Genomic DNA, 25,115 nt, shown 5'->3' on the forward strand with positions numbered 1-25,115 from the left:
TTGCAGCGTTGATAGCAGGCGTCATCCCTTAGGGGAATTAGCCTAAACCATTACGGCGGCTTCGGTTTTGAGGATAGGCCGACCCGCACGAAAATGAAAAGCCCGGCGTCACCGCCGGGCTTTCTTTTATTTCAAGCAACCTCTAAAGCTGCTTCCGTCTTCGGCCTTATGCCGATCATGTGACAGATCGCAAAGGGCAGATCGGCGCGATTCATCGTGTAGAAATGGAAATCCTGCACGCCGCGTTCGATCAGATCCATCACCTGCTCGGCGGCAATTGCTGCGGCTACAAGCTGATGCGTCTGCGGATCGTTGTCCAGTCCTTCGAAACGCTCCGCCAGCCAGCTTGGAATATGCGTTGCCGACCGCGCGCAGAAATTCTTGACCTGTTTGAAATTGTGCACCGGCAGGACACCTGGAACGATCGGGATATAGATACCAGCACGGCGAACGCGCTCGACATAACGCTCGTAAAGGTCGTTCTCGAAGAAGAACTGGGTGATGGCGCGCGTTGCACCATTATCGACCTTGCGCTTCAGCATATCGATATCGGTGGCAAAATCCGGGCTTTCCGGATGCTTTTCCGGATAGGCGGAAACTGAAATGTCGAAATCAGCGATATTGCGCAAACCGGAGACCAGCTCGGCGCCGTTCTGATAGCCGCCCGGCGTCGGTACATATTTTTCGCCGATACCGGCGGCCGGGTCGCCGCGCAGCGCCACGAAGCGGTTGACACCAAGAGCTGCGAACTCACGCACGACGCGGTCGACTTCCTCGCGTGTTGCATCCACGCAGGTCAGGTGCGCCGCTGGCTTGACATCTGTTTCCTTGAGGATGCGCGCCACGGTACGCGCTGTGCGTTCACGCGTAGAACCGCCAGCACCATAGGTCACGGAGACAAATTCGGGTTGCAGCGGAGCGAGCCGTGTCACCGTATCCCAGAGACGCTGTTCCATTTCCTCCGACTTGGGCGGGAAGAATTCGAACGATACCCGGGTGGTCTGGCCAATATCCGGTCGGCGGGAAAGACCGTAAAAACCCATCAAACTGTCTCCGTCATGCTCATTATCTGTTTTTGTCGCATTGTCTTTATCCCAAAACCGGTTCCCACTTTTGGGAGACATGCGAAGCCGGATCGGCGATAAGAAGGCGTGGATCGCGGGCAAGCCACAGCTTCACCGTCAGCCCCTCTTCTCCATTGGCCGCCTTCGGCTCCAGTTCCAGTGTCTTTTCCGGCTCAAGACCGGCATCTCTCATCCAGCCCAGCATCTGCTCGTCACTGAACCCAAGCCGCAAATGGGCGTGTTCCTCACGCAGGAATTCGAGCTTGTGCGGCGCAAAATCGACGATCAGCAACCGTCCGTTGGGGCGTAAAGCCCGCGCCGCTTCACGAATGGCCGCAAGCGGATCGTCAAGGAAGTGCAGAACCTGATGAATAGTCACCAGATCGAAGCTCTCACGCTCCACAGGCAACGCATAGACATCGCCTTGGCGAACCTGCGCATTGCCGATAGCTGCAAGATCAAGATTGGCTCGCGCTACAGACAGCATGTCACGATTGATGTCGATGCCGACACCACGAAGATAAAGCGGGGCAAAAAGCTCCAGCAACCGACCCGTGCCGGTGCCAACATCCAGCATCGCCTGAAACGGCTTGTCACCGATAACTTTCTTAAGCGCGACTTCAACCGCATTCTCGGAAACATGCAGCCTGCGAATCTGATCCCAGCTGCCGGCATTGGCGCTGAAATAGGCGGCCGCCTTTTCCTGACGGCTGGACTTCACCTGCGACAGGCGTTCCATGTCGCGCTCAACCAGCGCATCCGCCTTGTCGAGACGAGCCAAAAGCCCACGTGCAAGATCGCCACTGATCGCATTGTCGGCGAGACGGAAATAAGCCCATGCCCCTTCCTGATAGCGATCGATAAGATCGGCTTCCCCAAGCAGCTTCAGATGGCGCGAAACCCGCGGCTGGGATTGCCCCAATATCGTCGTCAGGTCGGAGACGGTGAGATCACCGCGCGAAAGAAGCGCCAAAATACGCAAGCGGCTTGGTTCAGCCACCGCCTTCAGCACATCCACCATCAGATCGAGTTGCAGTTGCAAACCGGTCATGCCTTCCGCTCTTGATTGATCCATCACCTCATTTACGGTCCATCGCGGCAATCCGTAAAGATATAAAGATATGTTTATATGGAAAGTAATTCCTGCGCAAGCGATTTTCGTGGCACAATGAAGCAGACAAAGGATTCGCCTCAATAACTGACTGTAAGGATAAGCCATGCGTGCAGGCACAATGCGCCAGAAGGCAATCGCCAAATCGCTGACGCTCCTGCTTCCGGCAGTACCCTATTCGGATTCAGAACCGATCCGCGCTGCGGCGCTCAGCCCCCATATGAAGACGTTGCCACCATCTACTGCCGTGTGGCTGGCGACAGTCGCGCATGTGCGCCACACGCATACTGATTACGATGCACTGCGGGATGATGGATATGACAAGGATTCAGCGCGTTTCTTCGTGCTGGATGCAATCAATACCAAGCTGACCGAATGGCGCGCCACGCGCCTTCTGTCGCCCGAGGACGACGAAGCCGTGGAGATGTGAAAACACCGCCCGGAGGCGGCGTTTTCATACGTAATAGAACACCGGCTACTCGGTGCCGTGGCCTTGCAGATATCCATGTTCACGCGGGTTCGGCATGACAAGGCTGACGACGAAGACAATCACCATCATCGCGGTCACATACCAGAAGAAGCCGCTTTCCATGCCCTGCTGCTTGAACCAGAGCGCCACATATTCAGCCGTGCCGCCAAAGATCGCATTGGCGATGGCGTAGGAAAATCCGACGCCCAGCGCCCGCACTTCCGCCGGAAACAATTCCGCTTTCACGATGCCGCTGATGGAGGTGTACATGCTGACAACCGCCAGAGCGATCACGATATAGATGAATGCCCAGGTCGAGCTCTGCACCGAACCGATCAACGTCATGAGCGGGATTGTGGTCAGGATTGAAATGCCGCCAAAGCCGATCATCATCGTCTTGCGGCCAATCCTGTCGGACAACGCGCCGAAAAGCGGCTGCATCAACATATAGGCCAACAGCACGAAGGTCATGGTTTCGCTGGCCGTTTCCTTGCTCATGCCAGCCGTGTTGACCAGATATTTCTGCATATAGGTGGTGAAGGTATAGAAGGCGAGCGAACCGCCAGCCGTGAAGCCGACGACGACAAGGAAGGCCTTGCGATGGTTCTTCCAGATATTGGCGAAGCTGCCCGCCGCCTTGTTGTTGCGGGTTTCTTCCGTCGAGGTCTCGTGAAGGGTCCGCCGCAGAAAAAGCGCGACGATGGCTGCAACACCGCCAATGGCAAATGGAATGCGCCAGCCCCAGGCATGAAGCTCGTCCGATGTCAGGAAGAACTGCAGGACCACGATCACAAGAACAGCGAGCAACTGCCCGCCAATCAGCGTGACATACTGGAACGAGGAGAAGAAACCACGGCGCCCGGCCAGCGCCACCTCACTCATATAGGTAGCGGTGGTGCCGTATTCGCCGCCCACGGAAAGGCCCTGCAAGAGGCGCACGATCAACAGCAGGAATGGCGCCAGAACACCTATCGTTTCATAGGTCGGCAAAATGGCGATGGCGAAAGAGCCAAGGCACATCATCGTAACCGAAATCAGCATGGATGTGCGCCGACCAAGCTTGTCGGCAATGCGGCCAAACAGCCAGCCGCCGATGGGGCGCATGAGGAAGCCAGCCGCAAAAATCGCAGCCGCATTCAGCAACTGGCTGGTCTGGTCCTCCGCAGGGAAAAACTGCGATGCGAAATAAAGCGCACCGAAGGAATAGACGTAAAAATCGTACCACTCCACCAGATTACCCGATGCGCTGGCCACGATGGCAAAGACGCGGCGGCGCGTGTCATGGGCATCATGTGCCGCTTCGACCTCGCCATTGGCGTCAGCATGCATTTCTGCATTGTTCATTCTGAAAACTCCCGATAGCAGGCGGTTCTCAAACAACCTGCAAGCTGCCGATCCCAAGCAGGGATTACCGAAATCGGCGATTGTTTCACTTCGTAAACATAAAACTACGAACCACATTCAACCCGAAAGCAGGCTCGTATTTGAAATGTCCTCCCGGTCGAAATCACGCTGCTTGGATCTATTGCGAAGACGCAAAGACGCCTGAAACAGTCCTTGAACCGGCGGCCTCGGCGTTCATTCCCATTGAAAAATAAAAACGGAGCAAGAGCATCGAAACCGGCCTCCTGAACGAAATCGCAACGGGGATGGCGCGCATCGCGGCGTTACGATCATGACGGCTCATATTTAGAGCGGTTTCAGGATGCGGCCAGACCATAGGAACAAAATCGTTTGCATGCAATCTATTCCAATATTAGAAAGCGCTCAAATTAATGATTGACGTTGCCGAGCGATGAGCTGCCAATATAAGACATTGAAATAATTATAAAATAATTGGCTTCTTCTACACGGGCAATCGATCAATTCCCCGTGTAGAGCGATCTTCGGGCAACTATCTCTTCTGAACAACCAGGAAAATACGCGGAAAACGCAGCAGGACTTTACCGTCTACAGCCGCCGGATAATGCGGCGCAATCCTCGCCTTGTAAGCCTTCAGATAGTCGGCCTGCTCCTGTTCATCGAGCGGATCGAGAAACGGTCGCAATCCGGTCGCCTTTACCCATTCCACAATCGCATCAACGCCATCCAGCGGGTGGTTATAGACCGTATGCCATATATCGAGCCGAGCGGCCTGACCGGCGAGCGCATTATAATATTCCATCACCGGGGGCAGAGGTCCCCTGCCCTTGGTGCCGATCTTGGCGACAAAAGCCTCTGTTTTTGCGACGTCACGCATACCGACATGGGTCTGCTCGCCCATATTGTCAGGCATCTGGACGGCCAGCACCGCGCCGGGACGAAGCAGCGACAAGAGGCGTTTCATCTGCTCGATGTGATCCGGCAGCCACTGGAAAACAGCATTGGAGAAGAGGACATCGGTTTCCGCATCCGGCTCGTAGCTCGCCACATCGCCGATGGTGAAATCCACCTTCGGCAGGCGGGCCTTGGCCTTCTCGATCATGTCTGGCGATGTATCGAAGCCGGAAACATCAGCTTCCGGCCAACGCTCAACCAGAAGCTCCGTCGAGTTACCCGGTCCGCAGCCGATATCGACCACCTTGCGCGGCTTATCGACCGGTATCTGGGCCAGAAGATCGCGTGCCGGGCGGCTGCGTTCGTCTTCAAACTTCAGATATTGCTTTGCAGACCAGTCTTTCATCATGTTTCCCTTCATCAAATAAAAAAGGCCGGTGCATTGCACCGGCCTTAACTTTAAAGCGCCAAAGGTTCGTTGAGGTTCTGGCTATGGCGAGACGAAAATGGTGAGGTTCGAGAACCGGAGCGGAGCGTACTTTGCGTACGTGAGCACCGGAAGCGCAGAACCACGCCATTTGCAGACCGCCAGAGCCTGAACATCTCGAACCTTACCGTGTGAGCGGCTTGTAGGTCACCCGTTTCGGGTTGACGCTATCCGGTCCAAGACGACGGATCTTGTCTGCTTCATAGTCCTCGAAGTTGCCTTCGAACCATTCGACATGGCTGTCGCCTTCGAATGCGAGGATATGTGTTGCCAGACGGTCGAGGAACATACGATCGTGGCTGATGATAACGGCGCAGCCAGCGAAGTTTTCCAGCGCATCTTCAAGCGCGCCGAGCGTTTCCGTATCGAGATCGTTGGTCGGTTCGTCGAGCAGCAGAACATTGCCGCCGGACTTCAGCATCTTGGCAAGGTGAACGCGATTGCGCTGGCCGCCGGAAAGATTGCCGACCTTCTGCTGCTGGTCGCCGCCCTTGAAGTTGAACGCACCGCAATAGGCTCGGGAGTTCATTTCAAACTTGCCGAGCTTGATGACGTCATTGCCGCCGGAAATTTCTTCCCAGACGGTCTTGTTGGCATCGAGCGCGTCGCGGCTCTGGTCCACATAGGAAAGATGAACCGTATCGCCAATACGAACCGAACCGTTATCCGGCTGTTCCTGCTCCGTCAGCATCTTGAAGAGCGTCGATTTACCGGCGCCGTTCGGGCCGATCACACCGACAATGCCGCCTGCTGGCAGCTTGAAGCTCAGATCGTCAATCAGGAGACGGTCGCCATAGCCCTTCGACAGACCCTCGACCTCGATGACCACCTGACCGAGTCGCTCGCCGACCGGGATAATGATCTGCGCATCGCCAGGGCGGCGTTCTTCCGCGCTCTTGACCAGTTCGTCATAGGCCTTGATACGCGCCTTGGACTTGGCCTGACGCGCCTTTGGGCTCGCGGAAATCCATTCACGTTCACGCGACAGCGCCTTTTCACGGGCAGCCTCTTCGCGGCCTTCCTGCTGCATGCGCTTGGCCTTGGCTTCCAGATAGGCGGAATAATTGCCTTCATAAGGAATGCCGCGACCACGGTCGAGCTCGAGAATCCAGCCCGTCACATTGTCGAGGAAGTAGCGATCGTGGGTGATGATCAGCACTGAACCCGGATATTCACGCAGGTGCTTTTCAAGCCATGCAGTCGTTTCGGCGTCCAAATGGTTGGTCGGTTCGTCGAGAAGCAGCAGATCAGGCTTCGAAAGCAGAAGCTTGCAAAGTGCCACACGGCGCTTTTCACCGCCCGATAGTTTGGTCACGTCAGCATCGCCCGGAGGGCAACGCAGCGCTTCCATGGCCATTTCAACCTGGCTTTCGAGATCCCAGAGGTTCTGGCTGTCGATGATGTCCTGAAGCTTCGCGCCTTCATCCGCAGTTTCGTCGGAATAGTTCATCATCAGTTCGTTGTAACGGTCGATGATCGCCTTCTTGGCGGCCACACCTTCCATCACATTACCGAGCACGTCCTTGGAAGGATCGAGTTCCGGTTCCTGAGCAAGATAACCGCAGGTCGCGCCATCGGCCAGCCAGGCCTCGCCGGTATATTCCTTGTCGAGACCGGCCATGATCTTGAGGATGGTCGACTTACCGGCGCCGTTCGGGCCGAGAATGCCGATCTTCGCGTCGGGATAGAAGGAGAGATGGATATTCTCCAGAATCTTCTTGTTGCCATAGGCCTTATTGAGGCCGGACATGTGATAAATGAACTGGCGTGCCATAAAGCGCGTCGTCTCCGCAGGTTGAGAAGCGCGATCGGTCTTAACATTGCCGAACCGCGCGGAAATTGCTGACGCGTATGTAGGCCAAATATGCCCCGGACGCAAACGGCAACCCACCAAACGGAAGCAGCCGGAACCGCAAATCAAACTCTGATGAAAACCATAAATAATGAAACCGGGCGCGGATATTTCCGTCACCCGGTTTCCCCTCTGGCCACCGTCCGCGAAAGTTTCCTCCCTTTCATCGGACGGCCTGCAAGTTATGACGTGGAATCCCGTTTAAAACGCCCCTGATTGCCCTTCAAAAACCCCGTCTGCAAAGCTAGATTTGCCCAAGCTTTTGCGCTTTTCAAGCGGAATCTGCACAAAAAACGCAATTGCCTAAAATTCATTCACACTCCGTTCCAGTGCCTGTTTAAGCGACGCCGCAACGGAGGAGATTGACTATTTGCACGGCATAAAATCAGATGGCGAAATGACATTCAAAACCATTCATCATCTGCCGGTTTCAGACAAATCAGAACTCCCGTTCCGCACCGTCCGCGCCGGGACACCGCGAGCCGTTGTCCAGATATGCCACGGCCTTGCCGAACATTCCGCACGCTATGAACGCTTCGCGTCCGTCTTGGTCGCAGCAGGCTACCACGTCTATATCCACGACCATCGCGGCCACGGCGCCAATATCGGCGCTCATGCGCCAAGAGGAATGTTCGCACAAAAGCAGGGCCATCTTGTGGCTATCGAGGACGTGCTGGCGCTCAACCGGCATATTCACGAGAACCATCCGGGCCTTCCGGTCGTGCTTTTCGGACATTCCATGGGCGGGCTGATCGCGCTGAACTATGTGCTGGACTACGCTAACACAGTCGATGCCGCCGCGATCTGGAATGCCAATGTCGATGGTGGCGCGGAAAGCGCTGCAGCGCTCGCACTTCTTTATATGGAGCGCATACTGAAAGGCTCGGATGTTCCGAGTACCATTCTGCCAAGGATGACTTTCCGCGCCTGGGGTCGATCCATAAAGGGCCACCGCACGCTATTCGACTGGCTCTCGCACGACCCGGCAGAGGTCGACGCCTATGTCGCCGATCCGCTTTGCGGCTTCGATGCCAGCGTGGCGTTATGGATCGACATTTTCCGCTTGATCCGCCGTGGCGCCGACGACCGGAACTTTTCCAATATCCCGCGAAACATGCCCTTCAATCTTGTTGGTGGGACCGAAGACCCTGCAACGGTGAACGGTGCCGCCGTGCGCAGACTGGCAGACAGAATGCGGAAAATGGGTTTCGAGCGTGTCAATTGCACGATCCTGCCCGGCACCCGCCACGAGAGCCTCAATGAAATCAACCGGGATGAGGTGACACAGAATTTTCTGGATTGGCTGGCGGAGGCTCTTCCGTATCCGGCAATGTCCGGCTAAAAAACGGCAGTCAACCGATCAATCGAGCTATTATCCGGGCCAGAACTCACGTTTACTTGAACCGTCTTGGCTTTGCCATCCAATCAATGCTATGGAGCGCGCCTTGCGCGTTATCGGGTTTCCGGGCAGGAAAGCCGAGCTTAAGCAGATAGCGCGAGGAATAAAGGAACACTCCGCTTGGACACACCGACGATTTCTGTGGTTATCCCCTGCCGCAACGAAGCCGACAATCTTGCCTTTTTGCTGGATGAAGTCGATGCCGCCATGCAGGGCCGCGCATACGAAGTCATCGTCGTCGACGACGGTTCGACGGACTCGACCAGCGATGTACTCGCGGGCCGCATTCATGCCGGCAAGCCACTCCGCCATCTGCGCCATGACCGGTCGTCAGGCCAGAGCGCTGCTGTGCGCTCCGGTGTTTTCGCGGCACGCGGCAAGATCGTCGTGACTATGGATGGCGACGGACAGAACAACCCCGCCTATCTCCCGGTTCTGGCAGATGCACTGTTAAAAGCCGGGCCTGATTACGGCATTGCAGCCGGACAGCGCCTCAAGCGCACGGATACGAAACTCAAGCAGCTTTCGTCTCGCTTTGCTAACAATCTGCGCGGCGCGATCCTCAAGGACAAGACCCGCGATTCCGGCTGCGGCCTGAAAGCGCTGCACACTGACCTGTTCCGGCAACTGCCTTTCTTTGACGGATGGCATCGCTATCTGCCTGCTTTGGCAATCCGCGAAGGTTTCGACGTCGTGCATGTCGATGTTGTCGACCGCGAACGCCGCCACGGCAAATCCAATTACGGCATTCTGGACCGTGGAGTGCGTGGCATTCTGGACCTTTATGGCGTCTGGTGGCTGCGGAAGCGCCGCAAGGTCGTTCCGCGTGTGAGAGAGATCACCCATGACTGATATTTTCAACAGCCTGTCACTGTGGCTGCACGAGGTTTTCGTGGCGCAGTGGGATGGCTGGATCGTACTGGGCTTCGTCGCTCAGGCCTGTTTCACCATGCGCTTCGTTGTGCAGTGGTTGGCTTCCGAAAAGGCAAAACGCAGCGTCATGCCGGTTGCCTTCTGGTTCTTCTCACTCTTCGGCGGCACTTTGCTGCTGATCTATGCGATCCAGCGTAAAGACCCGGTATTCATCGCTGGCCAAGGACTTGGCCTCATCGTCTATGTTCGCAATCTCTGGCTCATCGCCAATGAGAAGAAGCGGCTGACAGCCGGGGAGTAAACTCCCCGGTCGTTTCCAGAGCATTTCTGGACGCAAAACCGGTTTCCACTTTTATTGGAAATGCTCTGGTCAGGCCCGAAGCGTCCGCCCAACCGAACGATAATCTAGCCCGGTGCCTGCAATATCTTCTGCCTTGTAGACATTGCGCAGATCAATCAGCACATTTCCGGCCATGACATTGGCCACTCGCTTAAGATCGAGCGCACGATAAGCGTTCCATTCGGTCAGCAGGGCAACGACGCCTGCGCCCTTCGCCGCTTCGTAAGCTGAATTGCACCAGACAACATCAGGAAGCACCGCCCTGGCAGCGTCCATGGCCTCAGGGTCATGCGCCTGAACCTTGATCCCGGCTTTCTGAATGGCCGCGATAATGTCGAGCGCAGGAGACTCGCGAATATCATCGGTGTTCGGCTTGAAGGCGACGCCCAGAACAGCAACCGTGTCTGCACCGTTTTCCTTGGCCGCAGTCACGATCCGTTCGGCCATCGACTGTTTGCGCGTCTCATTGACCGCAATGACCTGTTCGATCAGCGATTGCGGCGCATCATATTTCTTGCCCGTCGCAGCAAAGGCCCGCGTATCCTTCGGGAAGCACGATCCGCCGAAGCCCGGACCGGCATGCAGGAATTTCGAGCCGATGCGATTATCCATACCGATGGCACGCGCGACTTCCTGCACATTGCCGCCGGTCTTCTCACAAAGGTCCGCAACCTCGTTGATGAACGTCACCTTCATGGCCAGAAAAGCATTGGCCGCATATTTGATGATTTCCGCATTTTCCAGCGACGTGACGACCATCGGCGTTTCACGCAGGTAAAGCGGACGATAGAGGCGCTGCATCGCGGCCCTGCCGCGCTCGTCTTCCACCCCAACAACAACACGGTCGGGTCGCATGAAATCCTCGATCGCCGAGCCTTCCCGCAAGAATTCTGGATTGGACACCATCGAGAACGACACAGCCGGATTGGCAGCCTTGATACGGTCGCGTATGCGCGCATTGGTGCCAACCACGACCGTCGACTTGATGACGACCACCGCGCCCGGCTTCATGGCGGCGGCGATTTCATCCGCAGCTGCTTCGATATATTGCAGGTCCGCCTCGCCATCACCGCGACGGGACGGTGTGCCGACAGCGATGAAGATGACATCGGTATCCGCGACACTTGCCGGAAGATCGGTGCTGAACTCCAGCCGACCATCGCGAATATTGCGGGTCATCAACTCATCAAGCCCCGGCTCGAAGATGGTGACTTTCCCGGCCTTCAGCCGCTCGATGATCGACGGGTTCTTGTCGACGCAGGTAACGTGAAAGCCGAATTCGGCAAAACACACACCCGAAACCAGACCCACATAGCCCGTTCCGATCATCGCCAGCTTCATATGCTCAGTCCTTCAGTTTGGCTTCGTGTGAGATTCCGGCCCCGGTTTGCCGGAAATGGCAGCGTTAGAGAACCGGAGCATCGTTCACTTAAAGTTACATGCAGACCGGAAACGTCAAACAACGCCATTTGCAGGCGGCTAGAACCGAAATATCGGTAGGCTCACAGCCATTTGTCGTAGTCGGATACCAGAAGATGCAGCGGCTTCTCGTTTTCATCGATATTCGAAAAACGGCCAATCGGCTCGCGGAAAATATTGTCGGTCAGGTCGTCGTTGACGGTCGAAACCTCGCCGATCAGCACATCGCCGCCTTCCCCCCAGAAAGCATGCCAATTGCCCGGCAGCAGCGTCACGCTTTCGCCCGGCTGCAGCTTCAGATGAGCACCAGCCTTCTGCGTCACAAGGCGTCCGTCGGTGGCAACAGTCACGTCGCTTTGCTCATCCACACTGCCATCCGGCAGCGAGTTGAACAGTTCCAGCACCAGCGTGCCCCCACCACGATTGATGATGTCTTCGGCCTTCACCACATGCCGGTGCATCGGAGAAAGCTGGTTCTTGCGCGAGATCATGATCTTTTCGGCATAAAGCATGCCGCCGCCGCGCTTGAGGTCTTCTGCATTGCCGTTACGCGTGGTGAAGAGGAACAGGCCGAGATCGGCAAATTTGCCCTGCCCGTAGTCCGTAATATCCCAACCAAGGCGCGCGTCGCGAATGGCATGCGCATCCGAAGAGGTCCGCGCCTTCAATTCCTCGGGCGACCAATATGCGAAAGGCGGCATGACATAGCCGAAAGAGCGGATGAAAGCGTCGCTTTCGCGGATGATTTCGTTGATTTCAGAACGTTTCATGGCCACCGAGCCTCCCATGGAATGAAACAGATTGGGATGTGGTTGACGTGGTAACTGGCTTTTAAACCAATTTGCAATCCCGGAAACGCTCCGAAGGCGGATGTAACACATATTTGCGACGATCTGATCGCGCCGCAAAAGCGACATTTTGGCGTGTCGTCTTTACGCGAAAACCATGTCGCATCCCAATGCGCGTTTAGAATAGTTCAGTGATTGAATCGGGATAACGGAAGCTAGTTCACAGACCTCGGGAGATGTGGGCAAGCCATTGAGATAACGGGACAAGCCGTGCTTCCGGAAGACAAAGGGAACACCGGATCGAGCCATAGTCGCTGGGAGAACAGCAGAAGGCAGATCCAAGATGGAAAGCAAGGGTTCGAGGCTATGGACGTTCGCAACGAAATGCTGGGGCTGTTGACCGGGCGCGACCTCAATTTCAGCCTGGAGCAGAAATTCTACACCGATCCAGAATATCACAAGCTGGATCTGGAGAACATTTTCTACAAGGACTGGCTGTTTGTCGGCCATGATTGCGAGCTGCCGAAGACCGGTTCCTATATGACCGTGCAGATCGGCGCTTATCCTGTTGTCATCGTTCGCGATGCGCAGGGCGGCATTCGTGCTTTCCACAATTCCTGTCGCCATCGTGGCTCGCGCATTTGCGCGGCTGAAAAGGGAACCGCCGCGAAGCTCGTCTGCCCTTATCACCAGTGGACCTATGAACTGGACGGGCGTCTGCTTTTCGCGCGTCAGGTCGGCCCTGACTTCAAGCCTGCCGAATACGGCCTGAAGCCGGTCCATTGCGAAACCGTCGCCGGCTATATCTATGTCTGCGTCGCCGAGGAAGCGCCCGATTTCGCTGCATTCCGCAATCTGGTCGAGCCTTATCTCGCACCGCACAATATCAAGGATGCAAAGGTCGCCTTCGAAAGTTCGATCATCGAGAAGGGCAACTGGAAGCTCGTCTGGGAAAACAACCGCGAGTGCTATCACTGCGCCGCGAACCATCCAGAACTCTGCCGCACCTATCCGGAAGCTCCGTCGGCAACCGGCGTGCAGGGCGTGATGGAAGATCCGGAGATCAACCAGCTCTGGAAGAATTGCGCCAGCGTCGGTCTGCCTGCAGAATTCAACATGTCCGAGGATGGGCGCTATCGCATCACCCGCATCCCACTTCTGCGCGACGCGGTGAGCTACACCATGTCTGGCAAGGCGGCTGTCAAGAAGCCTTTGAGCGATCAGGTAGCTGGTAACACGAATATCGGTGCAATGTTGATGTTCAACTATCCATCAACTTGGAACCACCTGATGGCAGATCATGCGATTTCCTTCCGCGTTCTGCCGATCAATGCCGAGGAAACGCTTGTCACCACCAAATGGCTCGTCCACAAGGATGCCGTCGAAGGCGTGGACTATGATCTCGATGAACTGACCCATGTGTGGATCCAGACCAATGACCAGGACCGGCAGATCGTTGAAGAAAATGCGGTGGGCATTCGCTCGCCCGCTTATCAGCCGGGCCCTTACTCGGTTGAACATGAAGGCGGCGTGATGCAGTTCCTCGAATGGTACACCAACACCATTACGCCGCGCCTGCGTGGTGAAGCGGCAAAGCTCAGCCGCGTCGCCTGATTTTTGAAATGCAGTTGAAGAAGTGAGAAGGCCATGCAGCCTCTGAAATATCTGGACGAGATGCTGCCGTGGAACGACAGGTTGCAGATGCTGGAATGCATCTCGGCCATCGAAGAAGCGCCAGACGTCATGACCTTCTCCTTCAAGACCGCCGAGGACAACTGGTTCCGCTATACGCCGGGCCAGTTCGTCACTCTGGAACTGCCGATTGAACGGGCAGATGGCCTCGGCCCGGTGCTACGGACCTATACGCTTTCCTCGACCCCATCCCGCCCCTACCACGTCTCCGTCACTGTCAAGGCGCAGAAGGACAGCATCGGCACGCGCTGGATGCTCGACAATCTGCGTCCGCCGATGAAGATCAAGGCTTACGGACCGAACGGCGATTTCTCACTCGCCAATCATCCGGGCGAAAAGTATCTTTTCGTCTCTGCAGGTTCCGGCATCACGCCGATGGTCTCCATGACGCGCTGGCTCTTCGACTGCGCACCGGCAACCGACGTCGCGTTCATCAATTGCGCGCGCACGCCGGACGACATCATTTTCCGCCGTGAACTGGAGCTGCTCGCCGGTCGCATGGAAGCAATGCATCTGGCCTTCATTGTCGAGCAATCATCGGCACGCCATGTCTGGCCGGGCTTGCATGGGCGAATAGACCGCGCCCGGCTTGAACTGCTGGCGCCTGATTTCCTGCATCGCAAGGTCTTCTGCTGTGGACCGGAGCCGTTCATGAACGGTGTACGAGGCTTGCTGGAAGACGCCGGTTTCAACATGGCCAACTATCATCAGGAGAGCTTTAATCCGGCCAGCGAGATTTCGTCGGTTCCGGTGCCGTCCACGCTCTCCGAACCGGCGAGCACAGTGACAGCACCCATCGCCCCGGCCGTGGCAGCAGCCAGCGTCGTCTTCAGCCTTTCCGGCGTGGAAGTAGAATGTACGGAAAACGACACAATCCTGCTTGCCGCCCGTAGTGGCGGCCTCAAGATTCCGAGCGCCTGCGAGTTCGGAATCTGTGGCACCTGCAAGGTGAAGTGCCTCGGCGGAGAGACCGAGATGAACCACAATGGCGGCATTCGCGACGACGAAATTGCCGAGGGCTATATCCTCGCCTGCTGCAGCCGCCCACGCGGTCGCGTGGAGATCGATGCTTAGAGCGCATCCAGAAAAGTGCGAAGCGGTTTTCGGAATAAGATGCGCGCTCTGATAATCAGGCTTTCTTCAGGAATTCGGTCCGCAGCACCAGTCCCTTGACCTGCTTGGTGCTGCAATCGACTTCGTCCGGATTTCCGGTGAGGCGAATGCCCTTGACCAGCGTTCCCCGCTTCAATGTCGTGGAGGTTCCCTTGACCTTCAGGTCCTTGATCAAGGTGACGGAATCACCGTCATTCAACTGAGTTCCATTGCTGTCGCGGACGATAACATCTGTCATGATGGTTTCCTGTCTGATGTCTGATTTGAGCCGTCCGTAGCACTCTTGCCGATGTTATACCAGAACGCGGCTTATTGCTGGTCTCGTGAACCCTGTCTGGCTATAGTCGGTTACGGAATAAGCTGGATGTTTGTATTTACGCATGTCTTTATCCTGAAACCGGTTTCCACTTCCGGGAGACATGCTCTAAGCGGGAGCACCTTATGATCGGCCATGCACTTGTGGTTGTCGACGTCCAGAATGATTTCTGCCCCGGCGGTGCGCTAGCCGTCGATCGCGGTGACGAAATCATTCCCACCGTCAACCGGCTGATCGATGAAAGCGAACACGTGATCCTCACGCAGGACTGGCACCCGGCCAATCATTCAAGCTTCGCCTCGACTCATGCCCACGCCCAGCCTTTCGATACGATCGAGATGGCCTATGGCCTGCAGACGCTCTGGCCCGACCATTGCGTTCAGGGCGGTCATGGTGCAGATTTTCACGCCGATCTGCAGTGGACACGGGCACAGCTCGTCATTCGCAAAGGCTTTCGCATCGGCATAGACAGCTATTCTGCATTCTTCGAAAACGACCGCAGCACGCCGACCGGTCTTGGCGGGTATTTACGCGAACGTAACATTGGTTCGCTCACTCTGGCGGGACTGGCAACCGACTTCTGCGTCGCCTATTCGGCGCTCGACGCCATTGCAGAAGGCTTTCAGGTGCGCGTCCGTCTGGATGCGTGCCGCGGGATCGACCTTAATGGCTCAATGGACATCATGCTGCAGAAGATGAAACAGGCTGGTGTCGAGTTGATTGACGAGCCTGTTTCAGCATCACATTTACTCTAGTGGTCTGATTCCGACATTTGCGTCCCTCTGATACAGGCGCCGAGCAAATGTCGGAATCGCAAAGACCACTGGTAACTTCATGTATCTAGTGGATTTTTCGAATTTGACGTTTGAAACAGCATCTCATGAAGTCGGGATTCAAACGTCAAATTCAATCCACCAGTTCGCCGTCCGGCAGCACGACGAAGATCAACACAGCGATGATGGTGATGAAGAACCGGAACGCGGATTCGATCCCGTTCCAGGTTTGCGACATCCACATGCCGAACCATTCGCCGCCAACCGACATGAAGCCGACCTGCCAGACCAGAAAACCGAGTGCGAGACCGGCAATGGCCCATTTCTTCGAACGGTTGAAGCTGACCGCCCGGTCAGTCAGACGGCCGAGCATCGCAAACGCCCCGATCCAGCACAGGATCGCCGTCAGCGTCTCTGCCGCGATGATGAGAATATAGGCGGCATTGTGCAGCATCGGATTAGTGATGGCGCGATACTTGATAGTGGCATCGGGAAAGATGGTATCCATCATCAGGACGTGCTGCACGAACCCGAAATTCGTGTCGTAATCGGTGATATTACCGAACGAAACCAGCGTTGCGAAAAAGGCTATAGCCGCCACGAAGGCGGTTTTGCTCAAACGTGTTACGATCATGGAAATCCCCTTCCCCGAATGAGCCGCAGCGCGCCGATCATGATCCCCTGAAAACGATCTGCAGCATGAAAGCGCGATGTCAGTCGCGTCCGGTGATGGTCCTCAACTCCGGCGATTCGGTCAAGGCCAACAAAAAGGGCAGCCGAAGCTGCCCTTCTAATCCAAGGATACAAGGCCAACTAGTGCCCTGTCACCTTTTCGGCTTCTTCCTGCCAGTTCGGATTGAGCCGGTTGTAGCGCAGCGAAGACATGAACGAGAGACCGATCAAAGCCGCGCCGATAAGGCCGGTAATGACTTCCGGAATATGTACCAGCGTCTGGACATACATGATGACCGCCAGAACCAGGATCGCATAGAAAGCACCATGTTCGAGGTAGCGGTACTGACCCAGCGTCTTGCGCTCGACAAGCATGATAGTGAGCGAACGCACATAGAATGCACCAATACCGAGACCGATAGCGATGATGAACAGGTTCGTGGTCAGCGCGAACGCACCGATAACACCGTCGAACGAGAAGCTGGCATCCAGCACTTCAAGATAGATGAAGGCGCCGAGACCACCGCGATGGACCATATCCATCTGCTCCTGCGTCGCATCCAGAACCTCGCCCAGTCCTTCGACAGCGAGGAAGGTCAGAAGACCGAACAGGGCTGCGATCAGGAAGGTGTGCGAATGTTCGGCATCAAGCTGGTACGAGAAGAAGATGATCAGAGCGATTGCCACACCGATCTCGACCCCCTGCACCGAAGCAAACTTCGACATACGGCTTTCGATGGCCTTGATCCAGTGCACGTCCTTCTCGACATCAAAGAAGTACTTCATGCCGACCATCAGCAGAAATGTACCGCCAAAGGCAGCAATACCTGTATGGGATTCCGAGATCACGCGAGCATATTCATCCGGCTGCCAGATCGCGAGTTTCAATGCCGAGATCGGATCGGTCCACATGGCAACGGCGACAATGGCAAGCGGGAAGATGATGCGCATGCCGAAAACGGCAATGATAATGCCCCAAGTCAGGAAGCGATGCTGCCATTCCGGCGTCATGTCGCGCAGGATGCGCGCATTGACGATAGCGTTATCGAAAGAAAGCGATATTTCGAGAACGCTCAAAACTGCACAGATGATGAAGACGGAGACCATTCCCCCAAAAGTGCCGGTCATTTCGAAACCGAGCCAAACGGCACCAGCGAGACCCAGTACGGTAAAAACCATGGGCCAAATAAAGTAACGAAGAGTGGCCATTTCAAACCATTGAATTCTTATTGTTTATCAAACGGAAACAGACACTGGCCGCTACAGCACACTGCCGTGAAGCGAAATCCGCTTCCCGTCGCGCGCGCGCTACCTGACCACTGCTCTTCCCGCCGAGGCCGTACCGGCTATGTAAGTAGCTTGCCAGATGCAAACAAGAGAAAGCGTGGCAATAATTTGGCCAATTTGCGGATTTGATGTGCTGAAATATTTCGTTACTATTCTGTGATACTAAAGTAGAACAGCCTCACAGCTCCACCTACTCGCCCTCATAGTAAAATCTGCCGGAACGTCAGATTTGTGCGAATTGTCACGTGGCAAAAACTTCATCACAACATAGATTTATAATGTGGGCTGCGCACCGCTGCCGGTTGCGGGCCTTTCAGGAATAAGGGAATTCAACAGATGATTGCTCCGGAAGAGCTACAGCGCCGAATAGAAAAAAGACTTGCCGAGAGCAGTTTTTCACAACCGGAACTTCTGATCCGGCGGGCGCATCGTTTGGCGCAGGAAGGCAAGAACGGATCAGCCTCGGTGGCCGACGCACTGCTGAAGGAAGCCGGTTCGCAAATAGGTCTGCAGGAGCTTTCCGAAATAATCGACCACAAGCCCTGGCTGCTCGAAACGATTATCAATGGCGCTGGGAAAAAGGTCGGCAACTCCGACCATCATTAGATGTGCGTTAGAACAAACATTTAGAGCGCATTTCCAGTATTTTTCTTTCGATACATGACTGCAAGGGGAGACACAGATGATGATAACCGGACCTCAATGCCGTGCAGCCAGAGCGCTTGTGGAATTCTCACGCGACCGTCTGGCCCAACTATCGGGGATCGAAGCAGCGACCATCGAGCAGTTTGAGCGCAAGCTCGGTACGCCAACGGGCGAACAGATACAGGCATTGGCCAATGCGCTGGAAAAAGCCGGTGCGCAATTCATTCCCGAAAATGGTGGCGGTGTCGGGGTACGCCTGAAATTCAATCGTTCGGAGACCAAACGCATTGCCAATCTGGAGAACGAGGGCGGCCCGACTGCCTCCGACGAGGTGCCGTAGCAAGCGCAGGCTTTTCGATAGCGCGTCCTGAAAACGACCGCGTAAATAGTTGGAGCGCCGACCCGGTTCAATCAGCTCGGCGCTCCAGACTCTCAATTCCTGAAAAGGCTTACTTGTCAGTCAGGGCTGGCGGATTCAGACGCTCCTGCATCTTGATCGTCACCAGATCCTTGGCTTCAAGATTATAATCTTTGAAAGCAGCACCGCGAAGAACCTGATCGTCATAGGTCTTGACGTAGTAAGTCATGTTCTTCATGTCGGCGATGGTCGTCCACTGCGTGTATTCGAGCGGCGTTGCCGGGTCCACGATCCAGCCCTTGGGAATATCAAAGTTGTTGGCGATATGCTCGGCCAGACGAACGCTTTGCGGCCCGCTCGGCACCTTTGCGGCCGACAGAACGAAAGCCGTTGCGCGCACAAACCTTGATGGAGGCGTCGTGTCTCCAGGCACGCCCAGCATACCCGATCCTTCACCCAATGGCGTGAAAGTAGCGCCATTGACCTTGAGCGGCTTGGTATTGTCCGGCGACAGGTGAACATAATTGCGCAGATTGGTCATGTGCCAGTCGAAGGACGGCGAATTCGTCATCACTCCGAGCGGATTGTCATAAACCTTCAGCTTGCCATCGATGGGTTCAATGACAATCGATGCACCCGTCGCATCGTGCAGTGTATAATGCACAGGTGGTGCGAAACCCATATTGGGTTGCTTGACATCAATGACGGCAATGCTGCCAAGAGCTGCCTTCACTTCCGCCACGGTGGAGAAATTGGTCAGGGCCCAGCTCAAAACATCCCAAGGAGCAAGGCTGTCTTCCGCCTTGGCCGTGGAAGGATCCTGGAACTTGGCGTAATCCGGGAAATAGAGGATGCCGCCCGCAAGTCCCTTCTCATTCATGCCATCCGTGAGAGCCGGAATGCCGAATGCATTCATGCCGATCACGGCATATTTGCTCTTCCATTGCTTGCCGGGTTTCGCATCGGCGGCGGTCGCCGTGAAAGCATAGTTTCGCGGAACGACGATCATATCGGACTTGAGTTCGAACCCGAACTCCATCGTGCGCGCATAGACCATACCACCGTCGCTCGTCGGGAGAACGAAGCTGGTGCAGGCGAAAGCTGCCTGAGGAACGACCAGAGCTGCAGCGATGAGAGCAGTTGCAGCGCCCCGCGCAAACATCCGGCGAGACGACTTCCAGATAGATTGTTTCGTTTTCATGATGACCTCGTTACTCCACGATTTGTCATATTAAGAATTGCCAAAATAACTTCCTCGCCTCGCCTCAATGAGAAAAGAGGCGCCGCTCCCATTCCGAATAAATGGTTGCACCTGATGAAAGTCAACAGAACAAACCTTAATATAAGTATCAATTTTCAGTTTATTTCCCGGAATGATTAACATATATATGGAGAAAGATTTGAATCTGATGTATTATCGAAATTGCTAATACATAATCCAGGGGGTTTTTTCGGTGAAAGACGGAAGATCGCGTAACCAGAACGGGAATTTACTGTTAAAATTTTCCAGAAATATTATATTAGCATCAACTGTTTTAATAGGTATGTCAGCGACATCGTTCGCGGCAGATGCCGTGACAACACAACCAGAAATTCAGGACCAGCAGCGCTGGCGCGTGATTTTCAGCCCATATGTCTGGGGTGCATCGCTGAACGGCACCGCTGGTCTGCTAGGCCGCAGCACCGATGTCAACGTCCCCTTTCGCGAGATTTTCGATAATCTCGATATGACTTTCATGGGCAATGTCGATATCAGCAACGGCACGGTTGGTTTTTTCATCGACGGTCAGTACGTCAAGACCAGTCAGGATGAAAACCTCCGCGACAACGAACTCGCCCTCGATATCAAGACAACCACCTTGGCAGCTGGTGCTTATTATCGCGTCTATGAACAGCAGCTCGAGGGAACGACGCTCTTCGGAAACCAGCGGATTTTCGCGATTGAACCAACCGTGGGTGTTCGCTGGACAAGACTGGAGGCCGGACTTGAAGTTGGCCCTTACAGCGAGTCGCGCAAGGTGGAATGGACCGATCCCTTTGTAGGCGCGCGTGTCTTCTACGACATCAATGACCGGTGGAACATTTTTGCAGAAGCCGACATTGGTGGTTTCGGAGCTGGAACCAAACTCAGCGCCAATGGCCAGATCTATCTTGGATATCGAACAATGGTTTTCGATATTCCCACGACATTCCGTGTCGGCTACCGGGCGCTTTATCAGGACTACAAGGACAACGATACGGTTGAGAATTTCAAGTATGACGTGACCCAGCATGGGCCAGTCGTCGGTTTTTCCGTCTCGTTCTAGTGCACAACAAATTAGTTTCTGTTGTTTGACCCGCCGGCAAAACCGGCGGGTTTTTTGCTATTCTCTCCCCTTGATCAGCTCTAAGTAAAATTCAACGACTTCCGGTAATAATAAGCGGGGAATAATCTGGGGGAATGAATGACCTATATCTTCGAGCTGCCGATCTATCTTTCTTTTACGGCCTTCGCCGTACTTGGAATTGTGTTCTATGCGGTTGGACGTTTCGCGCTCGACATGCTGTCCAAACATGCCGCCAGCGACGCTCTGTCCATTCCGATCGGTGCTTTCATCAGCACCATTGCGACGGCCTGGGCCTTGTCGCTCGGTTTTGTTGCCGCTGATATCTGGAGCGTCAATTCCCGGGCAGATCAGGCGATCAGTGAAGAACGCTCGGCCATTTCCCGTCTGATCGGAACGTCCAGGGCCGAGATATTGAATGCGCCTGAACTTACTGCCGCCCTCACCGGCTATCGCCTTGCCGTGATCGATGACGAATGGCGCGAAAAGATCAATGTCGAGCCAGCAGGTTCCGTTGAAACGGCGTTGCAGAGTATCCGGCGCGAGATCATCAATCTGGCACGCGCCGACGTGCCGTCACCCGTTATCTCCCAGCTCATCAACGACTTCGATGAACTGCAGGACGCGCGCAATACCCGTCTGGCTGTCGGATCGACCTCAATCGACTATTACAAATGGTATCTCGTGCTTTCTCTTACATTCCTCACGGCGATAACCATTGCAGCGACCCACGCGGACCGTGTGCGAGCTGGTGTAAAGGCGCTCGTCATTTATTCGCTGACAGCCTCATTCTGCCTCTGGATTCTCGCAATCCACGCCAATCCCTATCAGGGGCTGGAACGCCTTGAACCGTCCCTGCTTTTCACCAGCCACAAGCACGGTTAAGATACCTGGAGATTCGATTTATTTTATCCTGCTGAAATTGCAGGGAAATCTTCTCAATCGAACGCGGAGCAGCGATTTGATGAAACTGCTGGGCGCTGGCGCCCTCATAGGCTTGGCCTTCCCGGTCGGAATGGCTTCTGCACAAACCTTCAGCGTCTGCCACGGTTATGAATGCCATTACCGGACCAAAGTTACGCTGACCGCGAAGGACCAACAGCGTATCCGGAACCTTCTGCAAAATGGCAGTCGCAGCGCAGATGGCGAACGGAAAGCACTGCGAACGGCAGTTGCAATCTTCGAACAGCGCGGTACCGCAGCGATTGGCGTCCGGGACAAGCCGAGAATGCAATTCGGCAAGGCCCGAATCAAGGGCCAGATGGATTGCATCGATGAATCGACCAATACCGATAACTTCCTGCGCTACCTGCAATCACGCGGCTGGCTGAAGCACCACACTGTCGCGCGACGCACGTCCCGCGGCGCTTTCTTCGATGGACGATATCCACACTGGACGGCAGTTGTCGAAGACAAGCAGGGCCAGAAATGGGCCGTCGATTCCTGGTATGAGGCAGGCGGCGGACCGCCAGACATCATGCCGCTGCAGCAATGGAAGCAGCGCGGTTATATGGGCGAGCGTTAAAACTCGTTCGCCCGTCTTTCCACTTACAATCACTGCCTTATATCGCCCTGCGAAGGGCATTCACTCAATAGCAAACGGGCATCCTGCCCTAGAGATTACCGGGCATCACAGAGGGGACGATCCATGCCGATTGTGAAGCGGTCTTTTTCCAGCATCTGCACTACAGCGCTCGTTGCAGGCAGCATGCTTGCCGCACCGATTGCCGAAGCTTGCACACGTTTCGTGTATCACGGGGCCAACGATCAGGTGATGACCGCCCGATCCATGGATTGGAAAGTGGATGTTGCGACCAATCTCTGGGTCTTTCCACGCGGCATGAAACGTTCCGGCGAGGCCGGCAAGAACTCGCTTCAGTGGACATCCAAATATGGCAGTGTGATCGCCTCCGGTTACGACATTTCCACGACAGATGGACTGAACGAAGCAGGACTTTCCGTTGGCGCATTGTGGCTCGTTGAATCGGAATATCCGAAATATGACGGCACCACACCGGGCCTCAGCATCGCGGCTTGGGCGCAATATGTGCTTGATAACTTTGCCACAGTCGACGAGGCGGTCAAAACTCTGCGCGCAGAGCCTTTCACCATCGTGACGGACAAGGTCCCCGGTGAAGACAGACTGGCCACGTTGCATCTGGCCATATCCGATTCCAGCGGCGACAGCGCGGTCATCGAATATATCAACGGCAAGCAGGTGATCCATCACGGCAAGCAATATCAGGTGATGACCAATTCGCCGACATTCGACGAGCAGCTTGCGCTCAACTCCTATTGGACCCAGATCGGCGGCACTGTCATGCTGCCGGGCACCAATCGCGCCGCCGACCGTTTCGCGCGCGCATCGTTCTATGTAAACGCCGTCCCGAAAACCGACGACCCTGTTGAGTCGATTGCCAGTGTTTTCAGCGTCATCCGGAACACTTCGGTGCCTTTCGGCCTGACAACACCTGACCAGCCGAACATTTCCTCGACGCGCTGGCGGACGGTGGCCGACCAGAAGCGCATGCTTTATTTCTTCGAATCGGCTTTGACACCCAATGTCTTCTGGGTTGATCTCAAGGAAATCGACTTTTCGCCAGAGACCGGCAAGGTCAAGAAACTCGACCTCGGCGTCAATCAGACCAACACGTTCAATGGCGTCGTCAACGACAGTTTCAAGGAAAGCGAGCCCTTCAAGTTCCTCGGTCTTTGAGCTGGTTCTACAGTTTTTTGCTGAACCAATCACGCTCCGCTGCGTTAGTTATCCATAACCAACCCAGAACGGAGGACCAACCAATGGACTGGAATCGCGTTGAAGGAAACTGGAAACAGGCCAAGGGCAAGATCAAGGAACAGTGGGGTAAACTTACCGATGACGATCTCGACCAGATCAATGGCCGGCGCGAGCAGTTGGAAGGCAAAATCCAGGAACGCTACGGCATAGAAAAAGACCGCGTGCGTTCTGAACTGGATGATTGGTACAATCGCCAGACCTGGCTTTCATAAAGCCGCATCCTTCAAGAGAAAGCCCTGCCCATTGGCAGGGCTTTTTCAATTATTACCGGCAGCCATCCACGCGCTGCAGAGAGGCGGAAAGCCCCATCAGGGAGAAGGTATAGCGAGTCTGTGTACCGCGTGCCGACGTTGCCTGCACATTGAGCGTTTTGCCCGCGCGCATTGCCCGCATCAGCTTCGCTTCGTCGGCAACATTTTCCGCCCAGGCGCGATTGCCCTCGCTGAAGAACGGAAAGCGCGCGCCATCCACCATCACATTGACCGAACTGTTGGCTTTCAGCTGATATCCCATCACCAATTGAGGGCTATACTGGCCATCCGCCTTGGAAATAATCACGAAATTATCGCCGTGCTGCACGCCGGTCGGCTGAAAATTGATCGGCACAGTCAAAGCATAGCATTTGTTACCCGCAAGCTCGGTGTTCTGGTAAACGCCCCAATCGCGGAATTCACCCAAATAACTCGTCTTCGCTGAAGCCGCGAGAGAGCTCGCCACCAACCCTGCCAATGCCAGCGCAACGGTGGTTGCATTTTTTCTCATCGCCCAAAACCTCCATTTTGTCGCCAGTTCACGTCACTTAAAAAATTGTTTCATTGCGTTACTATTTTCTTAACGAACTGCTAAAATTTGTTGAAAGTTTGCGATGGAAAGCAAAACACCGGTCTGTTGAACAGACCGGATACCGCACAAGGTAACAGCTCCAATGGAAATATCGCGCAACGCGACAAAATTGATTGAAGGAGACATCGCAATCCCCAAGAAGCCCCCCCTTAGACCTCCCGAAATATTTGGTCTGGTACCACATTGCCGTTTTTGCCTGCATTGCACAGGATAACGCGGCACCCGACAATCGCGAGT

General features: G+C 55.1%; 26 protein-coding genes. 14 read left to right on the forward strand and 12 right to left on the reverse strand.

The features are described from left to right. Positions 1 to 131: 131 nt before the first annotated feature. Positions 132 to 1,043, reverse strand: coding sequence for a methylenetetrahydrofolate reductase [NAD(P)H] (metF, locus tag LJ361_RS17695; protein ID WP_010659708.1), 912 nt, complete (start codon positions 1,041 to 1,043; stop codon positions 132 to 134). Positions 1,044 to 1,089: 46 nt separating this feature from the next. Continuing rightward, the gene (locus tag LJ361_RS17700; RefSeq protein WP_010659707.1) at positions 1,090 to 2,115 is read right to left on the reverse strand and encodes an ArsR/SmtB family transcription factor; all 1,026 of its coding nucleotides are present in this window, start codon (positions 2,113 to 2,115) and stop codon (positions 1,090 to 1,092) included. A gap of 166 nt (positions 2,116 to 2,281) precedes the next feature. Between LJ361_RS17700 and LJ361_RS17705 the strand changes: the two genes are divergently transcribed. Continuing rightward, positions 2,282 to 2,605 (forward strand): DUF2293 domain-containing protein, encoded by a 324-nt coding sequence (locus tag LJ361_RS17705; protein ID WP_010659706.1) that lies wholly within the window; start codon positions 2,282 to 2,284, stop codon positions 2,603 to 2,605. Positions 2,606 to 2,650: 45 nt separating this feature from the next. Here LJ361_RS17705 and LJ361_RS17710 read toward each other — a convergent pair whose 3' ends face one another. The 3 genes from LJ361_RS17710 to ettA form a co-directional block, all read right to left on the reverse strand. Beyond that, positions 2,651 to 3,988, reverse strand: coding sequence for an MFS family transporter (locus tag LJ361_RS17710; protein WP_029376068.1), 1,338 nt, complete (start codon positions 3,986 to 3,988; stop codon positions 2,651 to 2,653). A 550-nt stretch (positions 3,989 to 4,538) separates the two neighbouring features. Further along, a complete protein-coding gene (gene tam, locus LJ361_RS17715; protein WP_010659703.1) occupies positions 4,539 to 5,306 on the reverse strand; it encodes a trans-aconitate 2-methyltransferase in 768 nt (255 codons plus the stop codon). A 205-nt stretch (positions 5,307 to 5,511) separates the two neighbouring features. Further along, positions 5,512 to 7,161, reverse strand: coding sequence for an energy-dependent translational throttle protein EttA (gene ettA / locus LJ361_RS17720; protein ID WP_012091727.1), 1,650 nt, complete (start codon positions 7,159 to 7,161; stop codon positions 5,512 to 5,514). Positions 7,162 to 7,636: 475 nt separating this feature from the next. Between ettA and LJ361_RS17725 the strand changes: the two genes are divergently transcribed. The 3 genes from LJ361_RS17725 to LJ361_RS17735 all read left to right on the forward strand — a co-directional run bounded on the left by LJ361_RS17725 (position 7,637) and on the right by LJ361_RS17735 (position 9,812). Beyond that, the gene (locus LJ361_RS17725) at positions 7,637 to 8,581 is read left to right on the forward strand and encodes an alpha/beta fold hydrolase (RefSeq protein WP_029376066.1); all 945 of its coding nucleotides are present in this window, start codon (positions 7,637 to 7,639) and stop codon (positions 8,579 to 8,581) included. 177 nt (positions 8,582 to 8,758) lie between these two features. Then, positions 8,759 to 9,490, forward strand: a complete 732-nt coding sequence (locus tag LJ361_RS17730; RefSeq protein ID WP_010659700.1) for a glycosyltransferase family 2 protein — start codon at positions 8,759 to 8,761, stop codon at positions 9,488 to 9,490. Further along, positions 9,483 to 9,812 (forward strand): lipid-A-disaccharide synthase N-terminal domain-containing protein, encoded by a 330-nt coding sequence (locus LJ361_RS17735; RefSeq protein ID WP_010659699.1) that lies wholly within the window; start codon positions 9,483 to 9,485, stop codon positions 9,810 to 9,812. The genes LJ361_RS17730 and LJ361_RS17735 overlap by 8 nt, the downstream gene beginning before the upstream one ends. 69 nt (positions 9,813 to 9,881) lie before the next feature. Here the strand turns inward: LJ361_RS17735 and LJ361_RS17740 are convergent, their stop codons facing one another. Together LJ361_RS17740 and LJ361_RS17745 are read right to left on the reverse strand one after the other, a co-directional pair. Continuing rightward, the gene (locus LJ361_RS17740; RefSeq protein WP_010659698.1) at positions 9,882 to 11,192 is read right to left on the reverse strand and encodes a UDP-glucose dehydrogenase family protein; all 1,311 of its coding nucleotides are present in this window, start codon (positions 11,190 to 11,192) and stop codon (positions 9,882 to 9,884) included. A 161-nt stretch (positions 11,193 to 11,353) separates the two neighbouring features. After that, entirely contained in the window at positions 11,354 to 12,040 is a 687-nt protein-coding gene (locus LJ361_RS17745) for a D-lyxose/D-mannose family sugar isomerase (RefSeq protein ID WP_010659697.1), read from the reverse strand. Between the two features lie 384 nt (positions 12,041 to 12,424). Between LJ361_RS17745 and LJ361_RS17750 the strand changes: the two genes are divergently transcribed. Together LJ361_RS17750 and LJ361_RS17755 are read left to right on the forward strand one after the other, a co-directional pair. After that, entirely contained in the window at positions 12,425 to 13,672 is a 1,248-nt protein-coding gene (locus LJ361_RS17750) for an aromatic ring-hydroxylating oxygenase subunit alpha (RefSeq protein ID WP_010659696.1), read from the forward strand. Between the two features lie 33 nt (positions 13,673 to 13,705). Then, positions 13,706 to 14,824 carry a hybrid-cluster NAD(P)-dependent oxidoreductase gene (locus tag LJ361_RS17755; RefSeq protein ID WP_029929074.1) on the forward strand — a complete coding sequence of 373 codons (1,119 nt, stop codon included), beginning with the start codon at positions 13,706 to 13,708 and terminating at the stop codon, positions 14,822 to 14,824. 55 nt (positions 14,825 to 14,879) lie between these two features. On the opposite strand, the gene LJ361_RS17760 is transcribed toward LJ361_RS17755, so the two are convergent. Then, positions 14,880 to 15,101, reverse strand: a complete 222-nt coding sequence (locus tag LJ361_RS17760) for an alkylphosphonate utilization protein (RefSeq protein ID WP_010659694.1) — start codon at positions 15,099 to 15,101, stop codon at positions 14,880 to 14,882. 203 nt (positions 15,102 to 15,304) lie between these two features. Here LJ361_RS17760 and pncA point away from each other — a divergent pair, with 203 nt between their 5' ends. Next, complete coding sequence (gene pncA, locus LJ361_RS17765) at positions 15,305 to 15,934, forward strand: bifunctional nicotinamidase/pyrazinamidase (RefSeq protein WP_010659693.1); 630 nt, start codon at positions 15,305 to 15,307, stop codon at positions 15,932 to 15,934. Between the two features lie 151 nt (positions 15,935 to 16,085). Here the strand turns inward: pncA and LJ361_RS17770 are convergent, their stop codons facing one another. After that, a complete protein-coding gene (locus tag LJ361_RS17770) occupies positions 16,086 to 16,586 on the reverse strand; it encodes a DUF2165 family protein (protein WP_010659692.1) in 501 nt (166 codons plus the stop codon). A 179-nt stretch (positions 16,587 to 16,765) separates the two neighbouring features. Continuing rightward, a complete protein-coding gene (locus LJ361_RS17775; RefSeq protein ID WP_010659691.1) occupies positions 16,766 to 17,833 on the reverse strand; it encodes a DUF475 domain-containing protein in 1,068 nt (355 codons plus the stop codon). A 414-nt stretch (positions 17,834 to 18,247) separates the two neighbouring features. On the opposite strand from LJ361_RS17775, the gene LJ361_RS17780 reads away from it, so the two are divergent. Both LJ361_RS17780 and LJ361_RS17785 read left to right on the forward strand, forming a co-directional pair. Then, positions 18,248 to 18,517 (forward strand): hypothetical protein, encoded by a 270-nt coding sequence (locus LJ361_RS17780; protein ID WP_010659690.1) that lies wholly within the window; start codon positions 18,248 to 18,250, stop codon positions 18,515 to 18,517. 76 nt (positions 18,518 to 18,593) lie between these two features. Next, on the forward strand, positions 18,594 to 18,896 hold the full coding sequence (locus LJ361_RS17785) for a helix-turn-helix domain-containing protein (protein WP_010659689.1): 303 nt from the start codon (positions 18,594 to 18,596) through the stop codon (positions 18,894 to 18,896). Positions 18,897 to 19,005: 109 nt separating this feature from the next. Here LJ361_RS17785 and LJ361_RS17790 read toward each other — a convergent pair whose 3' ends face one another. Continuing rightward, complete coding sequence (locus tag LJ361_RS17790) at positions 19,006 to 20,115, reverse strand: linear amide C-N hydrolase (protein ID WP_010659688.1); 1,110 nt, start codon at positions 20,113 to 20,115, stop codon at positions 19,006 to 19,008. 343 nt (positions 20,116 to 20,458) lie between these two features. On the opposite strand from LJ361_RS17790, the gene LJ361_RS17795 reads away from it, so the two are divergent. From LJ361_RS17795 to LJ361_RS17815, 5 genes are all read left to right on the forward strand, one after another. Next, positions 20,459 to 21,220, forward strand: coding sequence for a hypothetical protein (locus tag LJ361_RS17795; RefSeq protein WP_010659687.1), 762 nt, complete (start codon positions 20,459 to 20,461; stop codon positions 21,218 to 21,220). 138 nt (positions 21,221 to 21,358) lie between these two features. Next, complete coding sequence (locus LJ361_RS17800) at positions 21,359 to 22,123, forward strand: DUF4239 domain-containing protein (RefSeq protein WP_010659686.1); 765 nt, start codon at positions 21,359 to 21,361, stop codon at positions 22,121 to 22,123. A 79-nt stretch (positions 22,124 to 22,202) separates the two neighbouring features. Beyond that, complete coding sequence (locus LJ361_RS17805; protein WP_010659685.1) at positions 22,203 to 22,763, forward strand: hypothetical protein; 561 nt, start codon at positions 22,203 to 22,205, stop codon at positions 22,761 to 22,763. A gap of 123 nt (positions 22,764 to 22,886) precedes the next feature. Then, complete coding sequence (locus LJ361_RS17810) at positions 22,887 to 23,954, forward strand: linear amide C-N hydrolase (protein ID WP_264812072.1); 1,068 nt, start codon at positions 22,887 to 22,889, stop codon at positions 23,952 to 23,954. A gap of 83 nt (positions 23,955 to 24,037) precedes the next feature. Then, on the forward strand, positions 24,038 to 24,247 hold the full coding sequence (locus LJ361_RS17815) for a CsbD family protein (protein WP_006467262.1): 210 nt from the start codon (positions 24,038 to 24,040) through the stop codon (positions 24,245 to 24,247). A 52-nt stretch (positions 24,248 to 24,299) separates the two neighbouring features. On the opposite strand, the gene LJ361_RS17820 is transcribed toward LJ361_RS17815, so the two are convergent. Further along, positions 24,300 to 24,797, reverse strand: a complete 498-nt coding sequence (locus LJ361_RS17820) for an invasion associated locus B family protein (protein ID WP_012091713.1) — start codon at positions 24,795 to 24,797, stop codon at positions 24,300 to 24,302. Between the last annotated feature and the right edge of the window lie 318 nt (positions 24,798 to 25,115).

It is taken from the genome of Brucella sp. JSBI001, from assembly GCF_026014005.1.
In the GTDB taxonomy this organism is placed as follows: Bacteria; Pseudomonadota; Alphaproteobacteria; order Rhizobiales; family Rhizobiaceae; genus Brucella; species Brucella anthropi.

What these genes read in the sequence shown, in the direction of transcription:
- LJ361_RS17800 (WP_010659686.1), top strand. Translation starts at nt 21,359, where the DNA reads ATGACCTATATCTTCGAGCTGCCGATCTATCTTTCTTTTACGGCCTTC.
- metF (WP_010659708.1), bottom strand. Translation starts at nt 1,043, where the DNA reads ATGGGTTTTTACGGTCTTTCCCGCCGACCGGATATTGGCCAGACCACC.
- LJ361_RS17710 (WP_029376068.1), bottom strand. Translation starts at nt 3,988, where the DNA reads ATGAACAATGCAGAAATGCATGCTGACGCCAATGGCGAGGTCGAAGCG.
- ettA (WP_012091727.1), bottom strand. Translation starts at nt 7,161, where the DNA reads ATGGCACGCCAGTTCATTTATCACATGTCCGGCCTCAATAAGGCCTAT.
- pncA (WP_010659693.1), top strand. Translation starts at nt 15,305, where the DNA reads ATGATCGGCCATGCACTTGTGGTTGTCGACGTCCAGAATGATTTCTGC.
- LJ361_RS17750 (WP_010659696.1), top strand. Translation starts at nt 12,425, where the DNA reads ATGGACGTTCGCAACGAAATGCTGGGGCTGTTGACCGGGCGCGACCTC.
- LJ361_RS17795 (WP_010659687.1), top strand. Translation starts at nt 20,459, where the DNA reads ATGTCAGCGACATCGTTCGCGGCAGATGCCGTGACAACACAACCAGAA.
- LJ361_RS17810 (WP_264812072.1), top strand. Translation starts at nt 22,887, where the DNA reads ATGCCGATTGTGAAGCGGTCTTTTTCCAGCATCTGCACTACAGCGCTC.
- tam (WP_010659703.1), bottom strand. Translation starts at nt 5,306, where the DNA reads ATGAAAGACTGGTCTGCAAAGCAATATCTGAAGTTTGAAGACGAACGC.
- LJ361_RS17745 (WP_010659697.1), bottom strand. Translation starts at nt 12,040, where the DNA reads ATGAAACGTTCTGAAATCAACGAAATCATCCGCGAAAGCGACGCTTTC.
- LJ361_RS17700 (WP_010659707.1), bottom strand. Translation starts at nt 2,115, where the DNA reads ATGACCGGTTTGCAACTGCAACTCGATCTGATGGTGGATGTGCTGAAG.
- LJ361_RS17770 (WP_010659692.1), bottom strand. Translation starts at nt 16,586, where the DNA reads ATGATCGTAACACGTTTGAGCAAAACCGCCTTCGTGGCGGCTATAGCC.
- LJ361_RS17775 (WP_010659691.1), bottom strand. Translation starts at nt 17,833, where the DNA reads ATGGCCACTCTTCGTTACTTTATTTGGCCCATGGTTTTTACCGTACTG.
- LJ361_RS17790 (WP_010659688.1), bottom strand. Translation starts at nt 20,115, where the DNA reads ATGAAAACGAAACAATCTATCTGGAAGTCGTCTCGCCGGATGTTTGCG.
- LJ361_RS17815 (WP_006467262.1), top strand. Translation starts at nt 24,038, where the DNA reads ATGGACTGGAATCGCGTTGAAGGAAACTGGAAACAGGCCAAGGGCAAG.
- LJ361_RS17725 (WP_029376066.1), top strand. Translation starts at nt 7,637, where the DNA reads ATGACATTCAAAACCATTCATCATCTGCCGGTTTCAGACAAATCAGAA.
- LJ361_RS17820 (WP_012091713.1), bottom strand. Translation starts at nt 24,797, where the DNA reads ATGAGAAAAAATGCAACCACCGTTGCGCTGGCATTGGCAGGGTTGGTG.
- LJ361_RS17755 (WP_029929074.1), top strand. Translation starts at nt 13,706, where the DNA reads ATGCAGCCTCTGAAATATCTGGACGAGATGCTGCCGTGGAACGACAGG.
- LJ361_RS17740 (WP_010659698.1), bottom strand. Translation starts at nt 11,192, where the DNA reads ATGAAGCTGGCGATGATCGGAACGGGCTATGTGGGTCTGGTTTCGGGT.
- LJ361_RS17805 (WP_010659685.1), top strand. Translation starts at nt 22,203, where the DNA reads ATGAAACTGCTGGGCGCTGGCGCCCTCATAGGCTTGGCCTTCCCGGTC.
- LJ361_RS17760 (WP_010659694.1), bottom strand. Translation starts at nt 15,101, where the DNA reads ATGACAGATGTTATCGTCCGCGACAGCAATGGAACTCAGTTGAATGAC.
- LJ361_RS17705 (WP_010659706.1), top strand. Translation starts at nt 2,282, where the DNA reads ATGCGTGCAGGCACAATGCGCCAGAAGGCAATCGCCAAATCGCTGACG.
- LJ361_RS17780 (WP_010659690.1), top strand. Translation starts at nt 18,248, where the DNA reads ATGATTGCTCCGGAAGAGCTACAGCGCCGAATAGAAAAAAGACTTGCC.
- LJ361_RS17735 (WP_010659699.1), top strand. Translation starts at nt 9,483, where the DNA reads ATGACTGATATTTTCAACAGCCTGTCACTGTGGCTGCACGAGGTTTTC.
- LJ361_RS17785 (WP_010659689.1), top strand. Translation starts at nt 18,594, where the DNA reads ATGATGATAACCGGACCTCAATGCCGTGCAGCCAGAGCGCTTGTGGAA.